Source organism: Peribacillus sp. FSL E2-0218, assembly GCF_037992945.1.
GTDB lineage: Bacteria > Bacillota > Bacilli > Bacillales > DSM-1321 > Peribacillus > Peribacillus simplex_B.
In genome coordinates this window covers 1718251-1739185 of record NZ_CP150304.1, presented here as the reverse complement: position 1 = coordinate 1739185, position 20935 = coordinate 1718251, and the positions used below count along the sequence as shown (strand labels likewise).

General features: G+C 43.2%; 24 protein-coding genes. All 24 read right to left on the bottom strand.

All coding sequences use genetic code 11. The features are described from left to right. Window positions 1-219 precede the first annotated feature (219 nt). The 24 genes from rpsB to flgD all read right to left on the bottom strand — a co-directional run bounded on the left by rpsB (window position 220) and on the right by flgD (window position 20932). The gene (gene rpsB / locus MHI53_RS08405) at window positions 220-933 is read right to left on the bottom strand and encodes a 30S ribosomal protein S2 (RefSeq protein WP_057913389.1); all 714 of its coding nucleotides are present in this window, start codon (window positions 931-933) and stop codon (window positions 220-222) included. Window positions 934-1086: 153 nt separating this feature from the next. Next, complete coding sequence (locus tag MHI53_RS08400; protein ID WP_340373194.1) at window positions 1087-1722, bottom strand: hypothetical protein; 636 nt, start codon at window positions 1720-1722, stop codon at window positions 1087-1089. A gap of 247 nt (window positions 1723-1969) precedes the next feature. Next, on the bottom strand, window positions 1970-2725 hold the full coding sequence (locus MHI53_RS08395) for a FliA/WhiG family RNA polymerase sigma factor (protein ID WP_061144642.1): 756 nt from the start codon (window positions 2723-2725) through the stop codon (window positions 1970-1972). Between the two features lie 71 nt (window positions 2726-2796). Continuing rightward, a complete protein-coding gene (locus MHI53_RS08390) occupies window positions 2797-3300 on the bottom strand; it encodes a chemotaxis protein CheD (protein ID WP_061144641.1) in 504 nt (167 codons plus the stop codon). After that, window positions 3293-3931 carry a chemotaxis protein CheC gene (locus tag MHI53_RS08385; protein ID WP_061144640.1) on the bottom strand — a complete coding sequence of 213 codons (639 nt, stop codon included), beginning with the start codon at window positions 3929-3931 and terminating at the stop codon, window positions 3293-3295. The genes MHI53_RS08390 and MHI53_RS08385 overlap by 8 nt, the downstream gene beginning before the upstream one ends. A 4-nt stretch (window positions 3932-3935) precedes the next feature. Beyond that, on the bottom strand, window positions 3936-4391 hold the full coding sequence (locus MHI53_RS08380) for a chemotaxis protein CheW (RefSeq protein ID WP_340373193.1): 456 nt from the start codon (window positions 4389-4391) through the stop codon (window positions 3936-3938). Window positions 4392-4497: 106 nt separating this feature from the next. Then, on the bottom strand, window positions 4498-6543 hold the full coding sequence (locus tag MHI53_RS08375; protein WP_061144638.1) for a chemotaxis protein CheA: 2046 nt from the start codon (window positions 6541-6543) through the stop codon (window positions 4498-4500). Between the two features lie 20 nt (window positions 6544-6563). Then, window positions 6564-7661 carry a chemotaxis response regulator protein-glutamate methylesterase gene (locus MHI53_RS08370; protein WP_061144637.1) on the bottom strand — a complete coding sequence of 366 codons (1098 nt, stop codon included), beginning with the start codon at window positions 7659-7661 and terminating at the stop codon, window positions 6564-6566. A 10-nt stretch (window positions 7662-7671) separates the two neighbouring features. Next, window positions 7672-8538, bottom strand: a complete 867-nt coding sequence (locus MHI53_RS08365; RefSeq protein ID WP_061144636.1) for a MinD/ParA family protein — start codon at window positions 8536-8538, stop codon at window positions 7672-7674. Continuing rightward, on the bottom strand, window positions 8522-9676 hold the full coding sequence (gene flhF, locus MHI53_RS08360) for a flagellar biosynthesis protein FlhF (protein ID WP_061144635.1): 1155 nt from the start codon (window positions 9674-9676) through the stop codon (window positions 8522-8524). Before flhF ends, MHI53_RS08365 begins: the two co-directional genes overlap by 17 nt. Continuing rightward, window positions 9673-11709 (bottom strand): flagellar biosynthesis protein FlhA, encoded by a 2037-nt coding sequence (gene flhA / locus MHI53_RS08355; protein WP_061144634.1) that lies wholly within the window; start codon window positions 11707-11709, stop codon window positions 9673-9675. Before flhA ends, flhF begins: the two co-directional genes overlap by 4 nt. A 37-nt stretch (window positions 11710-11746) precedes the next feature. Then, window positions 11747-12829 (bottom strand): flagellar biosynthesis protein FlhB, encoded by a 1083-nt coding sequence (gene flhB / locus MHI53_RS08350; protein WP_061144633.1) that lies wholly within the window; start codon window positions 12827-12829, stop codon window positions 11747-11749. Window position 12830: 1 nt separating this feature from the next. Further along, window positions 12831-13607, bottom strand: coding sequence for a flagellar biosynthetic protein FliR (fliR, locus tag MHI53_RS08345; RefSeq protein WP_061144632.1), 777 nt, complete (start codon window positions 13605-13607; stop codon window positions 12831-12833). A 3-nt stretch (window positions 13608-13610) separates the two neighbouring features. After that, complete coding sequence (fliQ, locus tag MHI53_RS08340; protein ID WP_061144631.1) at window positions 13611-13880, bottom strand: flagellar biosynthesis protein FliQ; 270 nt, start codon at window positions 13878-13880, stop codon at window positions 13611-13613. Window positions 13881-13892: 12 nt separating this feature from the next. Further along, window positions 13893-14558, bottom strand: coding sequence for a flagellar type III secretion system pore protein FliP (gene fliP / locus MHI53_RS08335; RefSeq protein ID WP_061144630.1), 666 nt, complete (start codon window positions 14556-14558; stop codon window positions 13893-13895). Beyond that, the gene (locus MHI53_RS08330) at window positions 14555-15211 is read right to left on the bottom strand and encodes a flagellar biosynthetic protein FliO (RefSeq protein WP_061144629.1); all 657 of its coding nucleotides are present in this window, start codon (window positions 15209-15211) and stop codon (window positions 14555-14557) included. The genes fliP and MHI53_RS08330 overlap by 4 nt, the downstream gene beginning before the upstream one ends. 15 nt (window positions 15212-15226) lie before the next feature. Continuing rightward, complete coding sequence (locus MHI53_RS08325; protein WP_061144628.1) at window positions 15227-15589, bottom strand: response regulator; 363 nt, start codon at window positions 15587-15589, stop codon at window positions 15227-15229. An 18-nt stretch (window positions 15590-15607) separates the two neighbouring features. Continuing rightward, window positions 15608-16819: a flagellar motor switch phosphatase FliY gene (gene fliY, locus MHI53_RS08320; RefSeq protein ID WP_061144627.1), complete on the bottom strand. Its 1212-nt coding sequence runs from the start codon at window positions 16817-16819 to the stop codon at window positions 15608-15610. After that, window positions 16809-17807: a flagellar motor switch protein FliM gene (gene fliM, locus MHI53_RS08315; protein ID WP_061144626.1), complete on the bottom strand. Its 999-nt coding sequence runs from the start codon at window positions 17805-17807 to the stop codon at window positions 16809-16811. The genes fliY and fliM overlap by 11 nt, the downstream gene beginning before the upstream one ends. 52 nt (window positions 17808-17859) lie before the next feature. Continuing rightward, entirely contained in the window at window positions 17860-18288 is a 429-nt protein-coding gene (gene fliL / locus MHI53_RS08310; RefSeq protein WP_061144625.1) for a flagellar basal body-associated protein FliL, read from the bottom strand. Further along, complete coding sequence (locus MHI53_RS08305; RefSeq protein ID WP_061144740.1) at window positions 18285-18500, bottom strand: flagellar FlbD family protein; 216 nt, start codon at window positions 18498-18500, stop codon at window positions 18285-18287. Before MHI53_RS08305 ends, fliL begins: the two co-directional genes overlap by 4 nt. Window positions 18501-18549: 49 nt before the next feature. Beyond that, window positions 18550-19815, bottom strand: coding sequence for a flagellar hook protein FlgE (locus tag MHI53_RS08300; RefSeq protein ID WP_061144739.1), 1266 nt, complete (start codon window positions 19813-19815; stop codon window positions 18550-18552). 307 nt (window positions 19816-20122) lie between these two features. After that, window positions 20123-20284, bottom strand: a complete 162-nt coding sequence (locus MHI53_RS08295; protein ID WP_340373192.1) for a hypothetical protein — start codon at window positions 20282-20284, stop codon at window positions 20123-20125. Between the two features lie 12 nt (window positions 20285-20296). Next, window positions 20297-20932: a flagellar hook assembly protein FlgD gene (gene flgD, locus MHI53_RS08290; protein ID WP_061144623.1), complete on the bottom strand. Its 636-nt coding sequence runs from the start codon at window positions 20930-20932 to the stop codon at window positions 20297-20299. Window positions 20933-20935 lie beyond the last annotated feature (3 nt).

Here is a 20935-nt window from a genome sequence, read left to right as displayed (position 1 = left end):
AATAACGAAACTCGGCAGAATGCCAGAACTATCTGCCAGAAAAGCCAGTCTTATCGACAAAACCAAACGGCCGAAAGTCCTTTTCCCTTAAAAATCAGCCTGCCTTTTCAACATTGGCGTGGTGATTTATGTATGCTTATTTAGTGCAAAAAAAAGGGATAAAAGGCATTATCCTCTTATCACCTTTTTCTTACTGAATAAGCAACCTTTTTTTGCTTATTAAGCAGTTGTTGTTTCAGTTGCTGTTTCTTCACCTTGTTTAGCTTCTAAGATAGCATCTGCCATTTTACCTGTTAATAATTTAACAGCACGGATTGCATCGTCATTCGCAGGAATAACTACATCGATTTCATCCGGATCACAGTTTGTATCAACGATACCTACAAGTGGAATGTGTAATTTGTGTGCTTCCGCAACAGCGATACGCTCTTTGCGAGGGTCGATAACGAAGATCGCATCAGGAAGAGTCTTCATATCTTTAATACCGCCTAAGAATTTCTCTAAGCGATCCCATTCTTTTTTAAGTTGGATAACTTCTTTTTTAGGAAGCACTTCGAAAGTTCCGTTTGCTTCCATTTTTTCGATATCTTTAAGACGAGCAATACGTTTTTGGATTGTTTCAAAGTTTGTTAAAGTTCCACCTAACCAGCGTTGGTTTACATAGTACATACCTGAACGGATAGCTTCTTCTTTAACAGATTCTTGAGCTTGTTTTTTAGTACCAACGAAAAGAACAGTACCGCCGTTAGCAGCTAATTCTTTCACGAAGTTATAAGCTTCTTCAACCTTTTTAACTGTTTTTTGAAGGTCGATGATGTAGATGCCGTTACGCTCAGTGAAGATATATTTCTTCATTTTAGGGTTCCAGCGACGTGTTTGGTGTCCGAAATGCACACCAGCTTCAAGCAATTGTTTCATAGAAATGACTGACATTTTAGTTCCTCCTAAATGGTTTTGTTTTTCCTCCGCACCCGATCATTTTCATACAGAAACTGTCGAAACAGCACCAGCTGCAAGAATCACGGGGCGTGTGTATTAACACCATTTCATAATATATCATAACGACCCTTCACAATCAAGATATTTCTATCTATTCTTGCGAAACTTCAGTAGTAGTTCTATTTCCGTTTGACCTCGGGCCATTTTTTTGGCAATCTCTTCTAACGAATGTCCTTGATCCGCCAATGCATACACTTGTTCATTCAGTGAGGGTTCCTGCAACGAGGACTTTAATAAATCGGCAAATTCCTTTCCGGCCAGCTCCCCTTCATTCGTTGGGGGATGGGCTGCCGGGGAAAGCTCCATCTTGTCCTTGGCCATTAGCGGCAAAGGCTTGTCCTCATCCTCTGCAGCCGAGTTTTTGTAAGCGTCGATAGCCTGCCTTTTGGTGGCGGCACGACTTTTAACCTTTTGTCCCTTAGGCGTATTTTGGTCATGGTTAATTTCTTTCTCTCCGATGGGTTCTTTCCCTTGCCCGAACCGTTCTTTCGGTAAAGGCTGGCCATTCATGGCAGCCGGCTCGGTGAACGCCTTGATCAATGCTTCATTATCTTCCTTCATTTCCATTAAGTAACCGGTCAAAAGCTGCTCCATTTCACGAATGATGGCTTTTTGATCTTTTTCCAGCTTGGCTAGACGGTTTTGGCGCAAATATAATATGATGATGGCAAAAATGGAGCATATATTCAATACAAACAAGAGAAACATAAAAAATACTGACATATTGCCTCCTAAATAACCAGGAATCGCCCTCTGGCTTGCTTAAATGAAAGCCTTCATTGAATCTTCACTTGAATCCCCGCTCCATTTTGGTTGCACGGGCACTTGTCCATCCTTTTTACCGGACAAGACAAGCTAAAAGGTTTTTCATTACGTGTCTGTCCAGTTCGAACATTCTGTGATTTTGGAACAATCATTGATAAGGGTGCCGCATCCAATCCCACTTACCAATCGCAGATGAAGAATGATATTATTGCTCTTTCATTGCGTTTCTTAATTTGTAAATCGCTTTTGAGTGGATCTGGGAAATTCGCGAAGTGGACAGGCTCATGACCTGCCCGATTTCGGTTAACGTCAATTCCTCTTTATAAAAGAGCTGTAAGACAAGCTGTTCCTTTTCATTGAGCGTCTCTATGACTTTTGCCAATTCCATATACAACTCTTCCCGTAAAACATGTTCCTCTGGCAAATCCGCTTTTTCATCCTTGATATGAAAAGTCTTACTATCCTTATCATCATGCTCCTGGTCATCCATGGACAGAACATTTGCAAAGAAATTCCCTTGTATCGCAGCGTACACATCTTCTTCCGGTATGTTCAATTCGGTTGCAATTTCATTTGGAGTGAGGTTCCTCATGTATTTTTGCTCAAGCTTTTCTATGGCTGACTCAATTTTCTTGGCTTTATCCCTTGCACTCCGTGGAAGCCAATCCTCTTTTCTTAATCCATCTAAAATCGCTCCTCGAATTCTAAATGAAGCATATGTATCGAACTTCAGGTCGCGCTTCGTATCAAATCGTTCCAGGGCATCGAATAACCCCATCATCCCTAGACTCCTGATATCATCACGGCTCACATTTTTAGGAAGGCTAACCGAAATGCGTTGAACATGATAGGAAACAAGAGGGATATATTTCTTGACCAAAATGTCCCCAGCTCGCGGATCTCTGCAATCAATCCAATTTTTCCAACATACTTGTTCTTCTTCGATGGTCAGATGAGACATTGGACATCCTCCTTACATTGTATACGTTTTGTACTCCAAACAGCATTTTTTACACACGCCCAGTCGGCTTGCTATATGTTTTTTGTTCCTTTATTGACGGTACGGATATTCAATAAACAATCGTGCAAATTGAATTCGATCGTCCTTCCGCTATTACCGCCGACATCTTCAGCAACGATTGGGATATGCAAGTCAGATAACTCTTTCCGGACAGCCTCTACATTCCTGGGCCCTATTCTCATTAAATCCCCTCCGGAGGCAAACTGAAACATTTGCGCCCCGCCAGCCAGCTTCGCTTTTAAGAAAGGCATTCTCGCACCCGCTTTTACCAAGCGCTGCACTAATTCCCTTACCCCCGTATCTGCAAATTTAGCTACGTTGATTTGCCCCGTCTTTGTGAGTGAAGAGTCCGGCAGCATCACGTGGACCAGACCGGCAACCGCTTTTTTCTCGTCATAAACGACAACTCCGACGCAGGATCCCAAGCCAGACGTACGGATCGAACAGGGAGGTTTTACAATTTTCATATCCGCTATCCCAACTTTAACAACCTCTGCCTTTAACAACTCAGTCATCAGCCGTCAACTCTAAAGCGCCAAAAATGATTTCAAAAAACTCCGGGTCTGGCAATAAAAAGAAATGACCGGCAATGGAATCGGCCAATAGTTGATCTTTAACAAGGACCGTATCAATGACTATCGCTGCATCACTCTCCTGTGACAGTTCCAACAACCCATAGCTGATCGTCGCTCCTACCATATCAATGCTCAATGACGGTACGGAAGGGATAATATTCAACTGTGTGAAATCAGCCAAAGAAGAAAGATACGATCCGGATAAAATATTCCCAATTTCCTGCAGGCAGGAAAGAGCGAGTTCGGCATGCGGTGTCTTATCTATTGAAAAGGTGTCATCACCGGCCATCTCCCGTATCAAATATTGGGCTAATGGAAGTGAAAGGATAAAGAACATACTCCCGGAGGCATCCCCTTCTATTCTTAGGAAAATGCTGGCGACGACGTGATCGGCACCGCCAGCCATCTCGATCATTTCACCGAAGGAAACGATTCGGACATGCGGGACATTCATATCGATTTTCCGATTAAGGATGGCCGAAAGCGAAGTTGCTGCGTTCCCTGCGCCTATATTGCCAATTTCCTTCAAAATATCAAGTTGAAGAGGACTGATTTTCTCAATGTATGACATCTCATTATCCTTCTTTTAACATATTTTCAGTCACTTCCAAGCTTAAAGCCTTTTCCAAATTTATTAACACGAGCAGGCGCTTTTCAATTTTTGCGACTCCGCTTATGTATTCAGAAGCCGAATGGCCAACAACTTCAGGTTGCGGCTCAATACTACTCACTGGAATATCCAAAACATCATTGGCAGAGTCCACGATCAGCCCCACTTCCATATCATCGAGCATGACGATGATGACCCTTGTTGAATCATCGTACTCCACCTCTTCGAACCCAAAGCGCACCCGCAAATCAATAATTGGCGTGATGACGCCCCTTAAATTGATTACACCCTTAACGAATTGGACCGCCTTCGGAACTCTCGTAATGTGCAGAAGCTTTTCAATCCCACTGACCTTATCTACTGGAATGGCATACTCTTTATCTTTAATTTTGAATACGATCACTTTCATTTCCTGCGACATCTATTCCCCTCCTCTTTTAAAAAAACTCAAGTGTGCGGTTGGAAGCTTGCCGATATCCTGGATGCGGCATGCCCCAGCCAGCATCACATCACCTGTCTTTCATCAATCAATGAATCAGTGTATTGCAATCGATGATTAAAGCTACTTGACCATCACCAAGAATCGTCGCTCCCGATATTGCAAAGGCGCTTGTTAAATAATTGCCTAGTGATTTCAAGACCACCTCAAGCTGCCCAATGAATGAATCAACGACCAATCCTGCTAATTTGTCACCCTTTCTTACGATGACCACAGAGAGGAACTCTTCCTCTGCCTGACTGATCGGCACTTCAAAAATATCTTTAAGGAAAAGAAGCGGAAGCACTTTGCCCCTGAAGTCTATAACCTGTTGATTATGGGCGTTCATGATATCTTCTTTTTTTATGATCGCTGTTTCTATGATGGAAGAAAGCGGTATGGCATATTTTTCATCCTGGATGGCAACCAGCATCACTGAAATAATCGACAATGTAAGTGGCAGCTGAATAAGGAATATCGATCCTTCGTCCTCTTTTGAATCGATTGTGACAGAGCCGCCCAGAGACTCGATTGTATTTTTCACTACATCCAGACCGACACCCCTTCCTGATACATCCGAAATGGTTTCAGCTGTCGAGAAGCCCGAGGCGAATATCAATTCATAGATTTGCTTATCTGTCAGAGTGGCGGCCGTTTCCCTCGTTATAATTCCATTGGTAAGCGCCTTGTTCAAAACTCGCTCTTTTTTAATGCCTGCCCCATCATCATCAATTTCAATGAATACATGGTTTCCGCTGTGATAGGCTTTCAGATGGATTTTGCCCTCTTCGTTCTTTCCTTTCGCCAGACGTTCTTCAGGTGTCTCGATTCCATGATCCATGGCGTTCCTCAATAAATGGACGAGTGGATCGCCAATTTCATCGATGACTGTGCGATCAAGCTCGGTTTCTGCTCCCGTGATTTCCAATTCAACTTTCTTGTTTAAATCCCTCGCTAATTGGCGGACCATTTTAGGAAAGCGGTTGAATACCGTTTCCACTGGCACCATCCGCATATTCAATACGATTGTTTGTAAATCGCTTGTAATACGGGACATTCTTTCTACTGTTTCATGCAGCTCCTGATTACCCAAATCATTGGAAATTTGATCAAGTCTTCCTCGATCGATTACAAGCTCCTCGAATAAATTCATTAATATATCAAGACGTTCAATGTTTACCCGGATCGTTTTGCTTGATGCAGGTTTAACAGACGGCTGTTTTTTCTTTTCTTTAACATCGCTTGGAAGCATATCATTATTCTTTTCTTGTCCCTTGTTATCCAGTTCAGCAATTTTATCCTCTTCAACGTTGGCATGTCGCGCCACTTCCAGATCAAGGCTATGTATCACCACAGTATCCACTTCAGAAACCTTCATGATTTTTTTCTGTAACTCTTCACTCGATTCCTTGGTTATCATCGTGACGCTGAATTGCTGATCGAACTGCTCTTCTTCCAACAGTTCGACAGGCGGATGGGATTTGATGACTTCACCCGCTTTTTCAAGCACTTCAAATACCATGAATACCCGGGCAGCTTTTAACAGACAATCTGCACGCAATTCTATTGCGATTTCAAAGCTGTTGAACCCTTGCTCTTTGGACTGCTGAAGCACGGTCCATTCGAATTCATCATACTCCCCCTCATTCATTTCCTCCTTATCAAGAACGGCTGAAGCTGCTGCAACCTCTGCGGCCGAGGATGTGACTGGTGACTCCCCTTTTTCAATCAAATCCAGTTGATGGACAACCTTGGAGACGTCTCTTTTTCCATCTCCGCCTTCTGCAATGGACATGACCATCGCTTCTAAATCATCAACGGCTAAAAATATCACATCAAACACTTCAGGCGTAAGAATGATTTGACTGTTACGGATCGCATCCAATACATTCTCCATTTTATGGGTTAAGTTCGCCAAATCCTCATACCCCATCGTTGCGGACATCCCTTTTAACGTATGAGCGGAACGAAAGATTTCGTTGACAATCGAGAGGTCTTCCGGGTTCTTCTCAAGCACCAGCAATTGTTCGCTTGCTGTTTGAAGATGTTCCTTACTTTCTTCAATAAATACCTCTAAATACTGATTCATATCCATATAATCTCCACCTCCACGAGTTAACAATAGCCCATTATCGATTTAGCTATTTTTTCTACATCCTCTATGTTATCTATTAAATTGGTATTGATTGCCGCTTTCGGCATACCAAAAACGATCGATGTCCCCTCTGATTCCGCTATCGCTTTTGAAAGGCCCTTTTGTTTCAGCTTCTTAAGGCCGTTCGCCCCGTCCATTCCCATCCCGGTCATGATAACCGCTATCTTGGCAAAATCATTCATTTCACTGACGGATTCAAAGAGCACATCCACGGAAGGGCGGTGTCCATTGCGCAAATCCGATTGATCTAAATGAACCACCCAATTCATTCCGACTTTTCTCACTTTCAAGTGAAAACCTCCGGGAGCGATGTAGGCTATGCCCTTTTGGATCAGTTCCCCCTCTTCAGCTTCCTTCACTTGAATCTTGCATAATGAATTCAGGCGGGAAGCCAAGGAATTCGTGAAGCCGGGAGGCATATGCTGGACTACAAGGATTGACGCATCGATATCGCCCGGCAGACCTGTCAAAACAGTCTGCAAGGCTCTTGGGCCTCCAGTGGATGTACCGATGACAATGACCTTATCATTTCCATCGGACCAGTTTCGTTCATTTTTTTGTTTTTTAACCAATTTAACTAATTCTATTTTACTATTATTTTTCCATACGGATGGGCTTTTTTCAATATTCAGAGCATTCTTTTGCAGTTTGTGAACATTTGCCCGGCTTGCTGCCATAACTTTTTCATGAAGTTCCTTCTTGATTTTATGCAAATCAAGTGAAATGGCACCGGAAGGCTTTGCCACAAAATCAAAGGCCCCGCTGCTCATCGCAGCAAATGTATTTTCGGTACCTACCTTCGTTGTGCTTGATAACATGACCACGGGGGTTGGACATTCATTCATGATCAAGTTCAAAGCTTGCAGACCGTCCATAACCGGCATTTCCACATCCAAAGTCACGACATCGGGTTTCAATGCCTTGATTTTTTCTAAAGCATCTTTTCCATTTCTCGCAGTTCCAATGACCTCAATCCTGCTTTCTTCCGATAAAAACTCTGAAATTAGCTTTCTCATGAACGCAGAATCATCCACTATCAATACTCTTACTTTATCCATGTAAGGAGACCTACCTTCCAAGAAAATATCTTTTCATGTTTCGGAGGAAATGACCTTTAGGCAAAGTCATATCCCCCCCAAATGAATGGTTTGCATATCTCGTCCCAATGTCCATGATGGCTCGGGATACATCGGCTTCAGGGTCGAAAAGGATAAATGGCATTTGTTTAGTAACGGCTTTTGAAACGGTCCTATCGTCTGGTACATAACCTAATGCAACCGTTTCAAGATCTAAAAATTTCATGAAGGCATTTTGCAGACGCTTAATCGTTTCCTTCCCCTCCTTGCTTGAACATATCCTATTGCACACAAGGAAACATGGAATCTCTTTATTGATCGAATGAATATATTTCATTGCAGAATAGGCATCCGTGATGGAAGTCGGCTCCGGGGTCGTAATCACGAATAATTCATCGACACATAATAGGAATTTCAGCGAATCATGCGTAATGCCCGCGCCCATATCAAATAATATATAATCGTAATTCGCCATCAATGAACTGAATTCTTCATTGAAACGCGCAAACTTCACTTCATCAAGTGAAAAGAGATTCAGCAGGCCCGTTCCGCCAGTGATGATTGAAATATTACCTGGACCAGCGGTGATGATTTCCTGCAAACTGCGACCATTTTCAAAGAAATCGATAATACTGAAGGGGGAATGCCCCCCGATTAAAATATCTATGTTCCCCATGCCGATGTCCATGTCAAACAGCAATACTTTTTTTCCCCTTTTGGATAAGGCAATTGAAAAATTCAAGGAGAAATTGGATTTACCGACACCGCCCTTGCCACTTAAAACGGCAATGGTTCTTGCCATTGTTTGTTTTTGCAGGGCTTCCAGTCTCCTTCGCAGGCTCTCAGCTTGGTCTTTCATATTTTTTTGCCTCAAGAGCCATTTTCAATAGCTGTGATGATGTCGCAATTTCAATATCATCCGGAACATTCTGGCCAGTTGTTATATAAGCGGCTCCTACTTTATGCGTGTGTATGAAATTAAAGATGCTACCGAAAGTCGAGGTTTCGTCCGCTTTTGTAAATATGACCTGTTTTATCGGAATGGCTGCAAACTGGCGGTAAATATCTTCCATATCTTTTTGCTTGGAGGTTAATGACAGCACCAAATAGGTTTCGATCTCATCTGTAAAGTGAATGATCTCATTCAGATCTTTGACATATTGCGGATTGCGGAAATTCCTCCCGGCTGTATCTATAAAAACATAATCATAATGGGAGAAACGTTCAGTAGCCCGTTTGAAGTCTTCCAAGTTATAAGCCACTTCGATTGGAACGTTCAAAATCTTCGCATACGTCTTAAGCTGATCTATGGCTGCAATTCTGTAAGTATCCGTCGTTATGAATGCCACCCTTTTATCATGCTTCAACATGGTTTCTGCCGCTACCTTTGCAAGAGTCGTTGTCTTGCCCACCCCTGTTGGCCCGACAATATTGATATACTTTTTCTGCATTCCCGGTTGTCCGTTCTCGACCTGATCCAAAATCGCCAGCAGCGATTCTTCCAACCAGGCTTGTACCTCTTCAACGGTCGCTCTTTGCTTGAAAGCGAACCATTTTTCAAGTAATTCATCCATGATTTGTGACCGAAGTGCCGGGTCCACTTCCTGCTCCGTTAAGGAATCATAGGCTTTCTGCAATCTCTCGGGGAATTTTCGATCAGATGAATGGATCTGTATCCGATTAATCATGTCTTTCAAGCCTTCGATTTCTTTCATTAACTCGGAATTCCCCCTGGATTCATAAACAGCGGGTGCTTGATCTTCCAGTTGCGGATTGGAAGGCAGCTTCTTCTTTTTTTGCTTGGTTACCGTTTGGAGAGGCGCGGAAACAGGATCGATCGCCGCAATGACTTCAATGTTCCTCTTTTTGAACAAACCTAGGAAACCACCTTTATAGACAGCTTTTGAGCTTAAGATGACCGCCTCACTGCCTAGCTCCCCCCTAATTCGCTTCATCGCCTCGGTCATTGACGGGGCCAAATATTTCTTTACCTTCAATCGATATTCACCACCCCTATACTTTGTACTTCTACATTGGATTCTAGTTCGTTATATGAAAGGACCGGCACATTGGGAAAATAACGTTCCGTCAATTGGCGGACATACATCCGTACTGCCGGCGAACAGAGCAAGATCGGTTGGTGATCCATTAATGTCAGTTCCTCCAGCTTGGCTGAAATGGCCTCCAATATGGATTGCGATATGACTGGATCAAGTGATAAATAGTTACCATGTTCGGTTTGCTGTACCCCATCAGCGATCGTTTTCTCCACTTTCCCCGATAAGGTTATCACTTTGATTTTATTTTCATCGGTCATAAATGAACCGGTTATTTGCCGTGCTAAATTCTGCCTTACATATTCAGTAAGCAAATCCGTGTCAGTTGATAGCTTTCCATAATCAGCAAGCGTTTCGAAAATGATCGGTAAATTCCTTATTGACACCTTTTCCTTCAATAACTTTGCCAACACTTTTTGGACATCGCCAATCGACAAGGGATTAGGTGTCACTTCCTCTACAAGGATTGGTGAAGATTCCCGGAGGTGATCGATCAATTGCTTCGTTTCCTGCCTGCCCAACAATTCCTGTGCATTGGCCTTTATGACTTCCGTCAAGTGTGTGGAAACTACACTCGGAGGGTCCACAACGGTATATCCCATCATCTCGGCATGTTCCTTCATATCATCCGTGATCCATTTGGCCGGTAAGCCAAAGGAGGGTTCAATCGTATCGATCCCTTCGATCGAATCATCCTCGATTCCCGGACTCATCGCCAAGAAATGATTAAGAAGCAATTCCCCTTTTGCCATGACACTCCCCTTAATTTTCAAACGGTACTCATTTGGATTCAACTGAATGTTATCCCTGATCCTGACGACGGGAATCACGAGCCCCAATTCGATGGCAAGCTGTCTGCGGATCATGACGACGCGATCCAGCAGGTCCCCTCCTTGATTGGCATCCGCAAGAGGTATCAGTCCATATCCAAACTCAAATTCGATCGGGTCGACACTTAACAGATTCACGACACTTTCCGGACTTTTCATTTCATCCGTTTCAAGTACTTCTTCCATCTCCTGAATTTCGCTTTCGTCCTGCTTCGGTATCCTGGAAATGGTATACCCGCCTACGACTAGCAAAGCTGCAATCGGCAAAGTGAACAAGTCGGAAATCGGGGTGAATAACCCAAGCAGGAAGATGGTGGCTGCTGTCAGGTAGAGCATTTTGGGAAATTGAAACAGTTGTTCAACAATATCCGCTCCGAGGTTGCCGTTCGAGGCAGCTCTTGTCACGACTATTCCTGTAGCCGTTGAAATCAATAAGGCCGGCACCTGACTGACGATTCCATCACCAACGGATAGCATCGAAAAATGGGTGGCGGATTCAGCAAATCCCATATCCAATTGCATGACCCCAATGATCATCCCAAAAATCAAGTTAATGATGACTATGATGATGCCAGCAATTGCATCTCCTTTAACAAATTTGCTCGCACCATCCATGGAACCATAAAAGTCTGCTTCGTTACTGATTTTGTCCCTTCTGGCACGTGCTTCCGTTTCGGAAATCATCCCAGCATTCAGATCCGCATCAATGGCCATCTGTTTCCCTGGCATCGCATCCAGTGTAAACCTGGCGGCAACCTCCGAGACCCGTTCCGATCCTTTCGTGATGACAATGAAATTGATGATGACCAATATGATGAACACAACTAATCCTACAAGCACATTACCTCCGACTACAAACGACCCGAAGGTTTCTACGACACCGCCAGCATCACCATAGGTCAAAATGGCACGAGTCGTCGAAACATTCAACCCCAACCTGAACAATGTCAGTAAAAGGAGCAACGAAGGGAAGATCGAGAATTCGAGAGGTTCTTTCATATTCATCGTTGTCAATAGAACCAGCAGCGCAAGAGAGATATTCAAAAGGAGTAAAATACTTAACAACCATGTCGGCAATGGAATGACCAACATGGCAACGATCATGATGACGCTCGATATAACAACTAAATCTCTTGCTCGCATGTTTTTCTCTCCTAACTAACGGGTTACCTTTACTTCTTTACAGCTTACCTTTGGTTTTATAAACAAAGGCGAGTATTTCAGCGACCGCCTTAAAGAACTCCTCGGGAATCGCCTGGCCCAATTCCGCCTGATCGTATAAGGATCTTGCCAAAGGGCGATTTTCCACCATGATTACATCGTTTTCTTTAGCGATGAATTTAATTTTCTGAGCGACAAAGTCAACGCCCTTTGCCACTACAAATGGAGCCTCCGCTTTTTCTTCATCATATTTTAAAGCAATGGCAAAATGTGTCGGATTAGTAATGACGACGTCGGCATTGGGAATCTCCTGCATCATTCTTTGAGCAGCCATCTGCCTTTGCTTTTGCTTGATTTTTGACTTGATGAGCGGATCGCCTTCGGAATTTTTATATTCATCCTTAATATCCTGCTTGGACATTCGGATGTTTTTTTCAAAGTCATATTTCTGATACAAATAGTCCAATAGAGCAATGAACAATAAAGCCACGGCAGCATAAAATCCTACTTTGATCGTAATATCCGCCAGCGTTGCCATCGCTTCTTCCACAGAAATCTGTGATAAAATCATAATTTCGTCCATTCGCTGCCAAAGTACATAAAAGGCAACAAAACCAACAAAGGATATTTTAAGAATCGATTTCAATAATTCAACAATCGCCCTCATCGAAAAGATACGTTTGAAACCTTTAATGGGATCCAATTTTTCAAGCTTGAACTGTATGGATTCTGTTGAAAACATGAACCCGATCTGCATGACATTAGCCAAAATGCCAGCCACTACCGCCGCTGCAAAAACAGGTCCAAGGACTAGGCCCATTTCCTTCAGTACTTCGATCATGATAATCTGGACAGTACCCTCCGTGAAGCCAGCCACGGAAAAATGCTGCAGATAATCTTTCATGAGAGCGACGAGATGGTTGTACATATATGGCCCCATAATCAATAGCACCGCGAATACAGCAATTAAATTAACGGATGTATTAACATCCTGACTCTTTGCCACCTGTCCTTTTTTCTTTGAATCCTGGCGTTTTTTCGGTGTCGCCTTTTCAGTCTTCTCACCTGCGAAGAACTGTAAATCCAGCTGAAATTTGTCCAAATCATATGCCTCCGATCAGCTGCATGAGATGACGCATCGTCACAAGCAAGAAATTGAAGAGTTGGGTGACAACCGTCATCATCATTCCCATTACCAAAACAATAACCGCCAAGCCCGCTATGATTTTGACTGGGATCCCAACAACGAATACATTCAATTGGGGAACCGTCCTTGCAAGGATGCCTAGCGTGACATCCACCAGAAAAATGCTTCCCACCACTGGTATCGACATTTGAAAGGCAATCATGAACGCTTTTCCGAATGCCTTGGCCAAGTATTCTATCAATCTATGATCCCCAAATGGCACAAACAATTGATCGATCGGGATGAATTGGTAGCTATAAAATATCCCATCCAAAAGCAAATGATGGCCATTCGTGCTCAGTAGGAATAATAAAGCGATGGTATATAGATATTGTCCCATCAACGGGCTTTGGGCCCCGGTTTGGGGATCGATGACATTGGCTATCGAAAAACCCAACTGAAAATCAATCAATCCCCCTGCTACCTGAACGGCTGATAAAATCATATAGGAAGCAAATCCGATGAAAAGCCCCACAAGTGCCTCCTTAATGATCAACAAATAAAATGTGGCATCCAGGTCAAGGATGGGGGCATCAATGGTATAGTACATGATCCAGGCAAGAAAGATTCCAAGCCCTAGACGATGCTGCACCGGTATTGAGCGGTACGAGAAAATCGGCATTGCCACAAAGAATGTGGTGACCCTGACCACGATTAATAAAAAAGCAGGAAAATGCGGAAATAGTTCTTCCATGCCCTACCCTACAAATCGATTCAGGTTACCGAAAATTTCATTTGCGTATGATAATAAATGGCTCAGCATCCACGGAGCAAGAAGTATGAGTCCCAACAAAACGGCCACGATTTTCGGAACGAATGCCAAGGTCTGTTCCTGAATCTGTGTAGTCGCCTGAAAAATGCTTACTAAAAGCCCTACAACCAGAGCTATCACCATCAATGGGCCAGCAATGATCAATACCATATATATTCCTTTTTCTGCTATATCAATAACAAACTCTGCATTCATTTTTTCACCCGCTTAAAAACTCTGTAATAAAGACTTCACGACCAAATACCATCCATCGACAAGAATGAAAAGAAGGATTTTAAAGGGCAGGGAAATCATGACCGGCGGCAGCATCATCATCCCCATTGACATCAGGACGCTAGCTACGACCATATCGATAACCAAAAATGGAATGAATATCATAAAGCCAATTTGAAAGGCCGTTTTGATTTCACTGATTGCAAACGCCGGTACAAACGCAGTCAAAGGAATATCCTGTATCGTTTCAGGCTTTTCCACCTTAGCATAGTCCAAAAACAACGCCAGATCCTTCTGCCTTGTATGGGCGCTCATGAATTCCTTAAAAGGTATCGAGGCCTCCACATATGCTTCTTCCAAATCTATTTGTTCATTAAATAATGGAGTCAGTGCTTTCTCATTCACTTCCTGAAATGTCGGTGCCATGATGAAAAATGTCATGAAAAGAGCCAGTCCGACCAGCACCTGATTCGGAGGCATCTGCTGTGTACCTAATGATGTTCTCACAAAGCTCAGTACTATTATTATTCTTGTGAAACACGTCATCAGGATCAAAATGCTGGGAGCCAGCGTTAAAACGGTCATGAGCAGGACAAGCTTGACGGAAGTGGAGACATTGGCGGGATCGCTAGTTTTGAAAAACTCCATGAACTCATTCATTCATCGTCTCTCCCTTTCCTATCAAGCTCCTTTAACAGCTTCTTCCTGCTGGCGGACATTTGATCGAGCTGATTTTTGAACTCGGTTGAGAAACCGGCCGATTTTGATTCATTTTTCTTCAACCACTTATTTTTCAGCTTCATTGCCATGGCACCGGGCTGCAGCATTTGATCGATCTTATCGTTATGGTCTTGCAAAAGCTGTTCGCATTCCGAAGGATCATCGATTTCTTTAAGGAGTTGGATATTTTCGCCCACCCCGATCACCAATATTCGGCCCCCCACTTTAACAAGCTGAACGGAACGATTTGCACCAAGGCTGGTACCGCCTATATTTTCGACTGAATTTGCCTTTTGGTATGATTTATTTTTTTTATTGATGAATTTTAATAATATATAAAGAAGACCTACCACAAAGATGGTTGCAAATATCATCCTGAGAAATTCCCAAACGGTTATCCCGACTTTATCGGGACTAGAAGCTTGATTGTTAGATTGTAAGTCTTTAGAGTCAGCTTTATCCACGTTAGCATTCGGCTGTCGATAGACATCCTTCACCGTTTCATCAAGATTTTCCGCATGAGCCTGCAAGGCCCCAGTGAAGAATATTGCTATCATCAATGAGACCTGTAGCCATTTTTTAATAAAAGACAATATGAAGACACCCTCTTAACTTAATGCTTTATTTATGGCTTCCAACACCCGGTCTGCTTGGAAAGGCTTCACGATAAAGTCTTTCGCCCCAGCTTGGATCGCATCGATGACCATCGCTTGTTGCCCCATTGCTGAACACATAATGACCTTAGCTTGAGGATTGATCTTTTTAATTTCCTTTAATGCTGTGATTCCATCCATCTCTGGCATCGTGATATCCATCGTTACAAGATCGGGATGTGTTTCTTTATATTTGTCCACCGCTTGTGCACCGTCTGCTGCTTCGCCGACGATCTCAAATCCATTTTTAGACAAGATATCCTTAATCATCATTCTCATAAATGCTGCATCGTCCACTATTAAAATTCTATTCGCCATTTTTTTCTTCCCCCAAATTTATCTGATTTTATTTAATCGTTCACTTTGGCTCATGATATCCGTAACCCGGACCCCAAAGTTTTCATCGATCACTACCACTTCACCTTTTGCTATTAAACGGCTGTTAACCAGGATATCGACTGGCTCTCCTGCCAATTTATCCAATTCGATGATCGAACCGGAGGAAAGCTCCAAAATATCCTTGACAGAACGCTTCGTTCTCCCCAGCTCCACCGTTACTTGCAGCGGAATATCCATCAGCATGCTTAGATTTTTCGATTCAGACTCTTGAAGCTGATGGGGCTGAAAACTAGTGAAGCTCGCAGGCTGCACATTCACCGGTGGGCCTGATGGGGCCGATGGGGCTCCAAAGTGCTGCGGCACATTCGGGCTTTGACTTGCCGGATGCGTTTGATAGCCGCCTTGCCCATAAGCGTCATTTGCCGGTGATGGTTTCAATCCCGTACTCTGGACACGTTCAGGCTCAGGTGAGGGGCTGTGTGTTGGCTGGCTCACTGGTTTTTCCAACTTCATATCGGCCTCTTCGTTTGTTCCATTCAATAGTTCAGAGACTAACCCTTTGGCGAATTCCAAAGGCAGCAGCTGCATGATGCTGGAATCGATTAACGTACCGACCCGAAGACGGAATGAGATTTTTGCAAATAAATCTTCATTTGGTATCGCGTTTTCCCCTTCACCATTCAAAAAGTTAAGCAGGTCTATGCTTGGCGGGGAAATATCGACCTTTTTACTGAAAATGGTCGACATGGATGTCGCGGCCGAGCCCATCATTTGGTTCATCGCTTCCTGAACGGCACTCAACTGGATTTCCCCCAGCATATCTGAGGGATTCAGCCCATCGCCGCCAAGCATTAAATCGGCAATGATGGCCGCATCGCTTTGTTTGATGACGAGCATATTGATGCCTGAAAACCCTTCCGTATATTGCACCTGTATCGCTACATATGGATGCGGAAATTCGCTAGCGATCTGGCCCCTCTCAATCAAGGTTACCGTCGGTGTCGTGATGTCCACTTTCTGGTTCAATAATGTGGATAAGGCCGTGGCTGAGCTTCCGAAAGAAATATTACCAATTTCACCGAGAGCGTCCAGTTCCATCATCGATAAATACTCGTCAATCGCAAGAGGGCTCACCTCATCTTCTATGTCACTTGTACCTTTTAAAAGGGCATCTATCTCGTCTTGCGAGAGCATTTCATCACTTATCATCTTCGTCTCCCCCTTTCAAAATATCAAGAATCTGGATGGCGTGCTTTTTGCCTACTTTTCCTGGCTGCCCCCTATATTTAGGGATTCCTCCAACCTTAATCATCAAAGGTTCCTCGATCGCCTTATTTAAGTCAATCACATCACCAACATCCAGTAACAAAAAATCCTGGATGGTGATATCGGTAGAACCGAGCTCGGACACAATCGGAAGGTCAGCATTCCTGATCCGTTTTTCTAAAATCATGATTTCCTCAGGAATTCTCTCCTTCTGGGCAGTTTCCATCCAATAATGTGCTGATAGCTTTGGTATGATCGGCTCCAAAACCACATGTGGAATGCACACGTTGATCATCCCGCTCGTTTCACCAATTTGTGTATTCAAGGAAATGACCACTACCGTATCATTGGGCGAGACTAATTGAAGGAATTGCGGGTTCACCTCGAACTCGGTCATCACCGGCTCGATTTCAACAATCGTCCCCCAAGCCTCCTGCAAATTCTCAAAAGCCTTCTCGAATAAATTGGACATGATTTTCGTTTCTATTTCCGTTAAACTGTCCACTTTGTTCACGCTTATGCCCCGTCCCCCCAACACTCGATCCATCATCGAATAGGCGATATTCGGGTTGACCTCAAGAATGATCCGGCCATCCAGAGGCGGCACCTCAAACACATTCAGGATCGTCATTTTAGGGATGGAACGGATAAACTCTTCATACGGGATTTGGTCTGCAGAAGCAACGGATATTTGAACATACGTCCTTAGCTGAGCTGAAAAGTAAGTGGTCAGCAACCTTGCAAAGTTCTCATGTATCCTGGTCAGACTCCTGATTTGATCCTTTGAAAAACGGAGTGCCCTTTTGAAGTCATACACTTTCACTCTTTTTTCCAGTTCTTCTTTCTTTAAATCATCTGCATCCATTTCACCTGTTGAAATGGCCGATAGCAAAGCATCGATTTCGTTTTGTGATAATATTTCCCCGGACATTAACATTCACCTCCAAAGCTTCCCCTTCTTATTTAATGAAGCAAGGTTGTTCTTATTGAAGAATCGAGGAGGTTATATAAACCTTTTCAACTTTTCCTTCTTCCATTAATTCATTCATTCTATCCTTTAATACATTTTGTAATTTTTCTTTACCTTTTTTACCGGTTAACTCTTCCGCTTTCATTTCGGACAGTTCAGTAATGATGATATTTTTCATCTGGAAATTTCTTTTTTCCAATTCTTCTTTTGCCTTTTTATTTTCGGTTTGGACCATAAATGAGATTTTGATATAATCATTGCCGTCAAGGTTCGTTGTTATTTCGGGAATTTCAACAGATGATTTGACGATTTCGTCGATGCTCGGTTTAGCTTCGGCAGATGTGGGCTCAGATAACTTTGTCACAACCACTACCGCTATGACACCAACCAGCGTGATGGCCACAAGTATGATCAATATTATGGTCATTAATTTTTTTTTCATGTTCCTTCCTCCACACCCTTCCTGAATCCAAGAATATTCACGGTACGATAAAATTGAATAATAGCTTCGACCATTTCCTCTTCCTTTTCAAGTACCACGATCTTTTTGCCATTTGTAAAAGAGATGGTCGTATCAGGCAATGATTCGATTGTGTCTATGTACAACGCATTGACGTGAAAGCATTTTCCATTGAGTCTTGTCACTTTGATAATGATATTTAGGAGCCAGAGCAAAAAGCACCGGGCTCCTCCCTCCTTTAACCTATCTTTTTAAATTAACCAATTCTTGTAATATCTCATCCGAAGTCGTGATGATCCTGGAATTCGATTGAAAACCCCGTTGGGCAACAATCATTTCCGTGAACTCTTCTGACAGATCGACATTGGACATTTCCAATGAACCTGAAGCGATCACACCGCGCCCCTCACCAGGGATATTGATGTTTGCCGTACCTGAGTTGATCGATTCCTGGAAAGTATTGCCCCCCGTTTTCGTCAAGCCTGATGAATTGGAAAACTTGGCAACTGCCAACTGACCTAAAGTAGTGATCAGACCGTTGGAATAAACGCCATTCACTTCCCCTGCCGAACCAATATTGAAGCTTTCCAGTTTTCCTTCTTTATTGCCATTCGGGTTGACTAATGCAGTTGTAGAGCCTTTGACTTGAGTGAGCTTTGAGAAATCAAAATCCAATTGAGCCCTTTGGACGCTTTCATCAGCCGCTGTATTCGTGTCATCCTCTTTGCCGCTTGTTATGTTAATCGTTTTATTTGGCTGATTTTTGTCAGCGGCCACGAGCTGACCATTCGCGTCGAAATTCAACGAAGTGAACGGTTTTGGTTTTGTAGCTGAAGTATCTCCAAGTGCAGCAGGCTCTTCATCAAAAACGTTCCATTTATTATCACTCGTCTTTTGGAAATAAATCGTGGCCGTCTGTTCCTTACCCTTTCCATCCACCACTTTTATTTGCTGGCTGAATACGGAACCATCAATGGCATCAGCAGCAAGATTTTCACTTACCGATATTTTCGTCGTGGTTACTGCAGGTAAGATGGCATTGACGTTAACGGCGACATCGCCGATGGTTTTCGACCGTTTCCCGTTTTCATCGACCTTGTAAGCTTGTACTTTCAAACCATTCGCATTTACTAGAGTACCGTTATCATCCAAATAAAAGTTTCCTGCCCGCGTATAGGAAAGTGCATCGCCTTGCTTGACTACAAAATAGCCATCGCCAGATATCCCCAAGTCAAGATCCCGTCCGGTCGTTTGTAAGCTTGATTGAGTATGGATGGTATCAATCGTAGCAATCGTGGAGCCCAATCCGATTTGTTTCGAGTTAGTCCCACCCTTATTGGCTGTAGCTGCGCTTGCACCCGATATCGTTTGGTTCATCGCATCGCTGAATGTCACACGGCTTTTTTTGAAACCGTAAGTATTGACATTGGCAACGTTATTGCCGATAACATCCAATTTTGTTTGTAAGTTTTTTAATCCGCTTATTCCCGAATACATTGAACGAAGCATATTAAAGCTCCCCTTTCTTTTTGCGACCGCTTCCGTCATTCCACAGTCGAGACTTCCTATATTAGGTCCAGCCTACTATTCCATCAATCCAAAATGATGGTTCCCTTAATGTTCGTGAAAATTTACGATGATGCTTCATCCCTATCCATGACCGTAATGACTTTGTTATTTTTCGTACTTATTATGGGCGCAGCATTATCCGTAATGACAAGAGATTCGGTCAGACCCTTCTTTTTGGCCCCATCTGCTTTTACTTCTATTTCCCCTCACATTTGCGGCGCTATTTGGATATTTCTTTCATTCATCCTCATATGCGCATGTTACTGATGGTCAATTTTTCAATAGGGGACACGGCGGCGGCTTGAAAATGGTGCTGAAATCCTTGAGGGATGATCTGCCTTTGGCGCAAAGGTAACTTTGGCTGTGACAACATCTGAGCGGGATTTGCTTGGAAACCAAGTTTATTCATTTTCCCGCCCCTTTATGGTTTGGCAATTTCCGTCAGTTGCTCATAGGACAGCTTGGTTTTGCTTTCATCATCCACTTCTATTTGCAGCTTGCCTTTATTCATGGACACAGAGACAACGATTGCTGACGAATCTCCATTTTTTTCATCCTTCCAGCTTACCCGTTTCCCGATTAACTCGCTTGCTGCAGTTAGGCCAATCGAAGTCGTACTTGTTTGTTCCATAGCGGAAATATTGGCCGGTGTAAGTTTTGTGCCATCTTCTAAAAGGAAATACACATTCTCGCCCTTATATTGAATGGATTTCACGATTCCTTTTCCTTCTTCTATCGCAAGGTTATCATCGCCCTCATCCAATTTATGCCACGTGACTTCTTTCCCGACAAAGGAGTTATAATTCATTAAACTATTTTGTTGATTGATCCCGATGATTTCATCCATTTTCGTCCCCAGATTCATCATCTGTTCGAGTGATGAAAATGTCGCCATTTGGGCAATGAATTCGGTATTGTCCATTGGACTTGAAGGATCTTGGTTTTGCAGCTGGGTGAGCAGCAATTTCAAAAAGTCATCTTTTCCTAATGCATCGCCCGTGTTTCTTTTGTCCTGTTGATTATTCGATAATAAAAGTGATGTATCGATGGTCGTCATTTT

Bases quoted from the DNA above. Each gene is read 5' to 3' on its own strand.
- rpsB (WP_057913389.1), bottom strand. From the start codon at position 933: ATGTCAGTCATTTCTATGAAACAATTGCTTGAAGCTGGTGTGCATTTC.
- MHI53_RS08400 (WP_340373194.1), bottom strand. From the start codon at position 1,722: ATGTCAGTATTTTTTATGTTTCTCTTGTTTGTATTGAATATATGCTCC.
- MHI53_RS08395 (WP_061144642.1), bottom strand. From the start codon at position 2,725: ATGTCTCATCTGACCATCGAAGAAGAACAAGTATGTTGGAAAAATTGG.
- MHI53_RS08390 (WP_061144641.1), bottom strand. From the start codon at position 3,300: ATGACTGAGTTGTTAAAGGCAGAGGTTGTTAAAGTTGGGATAGCGGAT.
- MHI53_RS08385 (WP_061144640.1), bottom strand. From the start codon at position 3,931: ATGTCATACATTGAGAAAATCAGTCCTCTTCAACTTGATATTTTGAAG.
- MHI53_RS08380 (WP_340373193.1), bottom strand. From the start codon at position 4,391: ATGTCGCAGGAAATGAAAGTGATCGTATTCAAAATTAAAGATAAAGAG.
- MHI53_RS08375 (WP_061144638.1), bottom strand. From the start codon at position 6,543: ATGGATATGAATCAGTATTTAGAGGTATTTATTGAAGAAAGTAAGGAA.
- MHI53_RS08370 (WP_061144637.1), bottom strand. From the start codon at position 7,661: ATGGATAAAGTAAGAGTATTGATAGTGGATGATTCTGCGTTCATGAGA.
- MHI53_RS08365 (WP_061144636.1), bottom strand. From the start codon at position 8,538: ATGAAAGACCAAGCTGAGAGCCTGCGAAGGAGACTGGAAGCCCTGCAA.
- flhA (WP_061144634.1), bottom strand. From the start codon at position 11,709: ATGCGAGCAAGAGATTTAGTTGTTATATCGAGCGTCATCATGATCGTT.
- fliR (WP_061144632.1), bottom strand. From the start codon at position 13,607: ATGGAAGAACTATTTCCGCATTTTCCTGCTTTTTTATTAATCGTGGTC.
- fliQ (WP_061144631.1), bottom strand. From the start codon at position 13,880: ATGAATGCAGAGTTTGTTATTGATATAGCAGAAAAAGGAATATATATG.
- fliP (WP_061144630.1), bottom strand. From the start codon at position 14,558: ATGAATGAGTTCATGGAGTTTTTCAAAACTAGCGATCCCGCCAATGTC.
- MHI53_RS08325 (WP_061144628.1), bottom strand. From the start codon at position 15,589: ATGGCGAATAGAATTTTAATAGTGGACGATGCAGCATTTATGAGAATG.
- fliY (WP_061144627.1), bottom strand. From the start codon at position 16,819: ATGATAAGTGATGAAATGCTCTCGCAAGACGAGATAGATGCCCTTTTA.
- fliM (WP_061144626.1), bottom strand. From the start codon at position 17,807: ATGTCCGGGGAAATATTATCACAAAACGAAATCGATGCTTTGCTATCG.
- fliL (WP_061144625.1), bottom strand. From the start codon at position 18,288: ATGAAAAAAAAATTAATGACCATAATATTGATCATACTTGTGGCCATC.
- MHI53_RS08300 (WP_061144739.1), bottom strand. From the start codon at position 19,815: ATGCTTCGTTCAATGTATTCGGGAATAAGCGGATTAAAAAACTTACAA.
- MHI53_RS08295 (WP_340373192.1), bottom strand. From the start codon at position 20,284: ATGAATAAACTTGGTTTCCAAGCAAATCCCGCTCAGATGTTGTCACAG.
- flgD (WP_061144623.1), bottom strand. From the start codon at position 20,932: ATGACGACCATCGATACATCACTTTTATTATCGAATAATCAACAGGAC.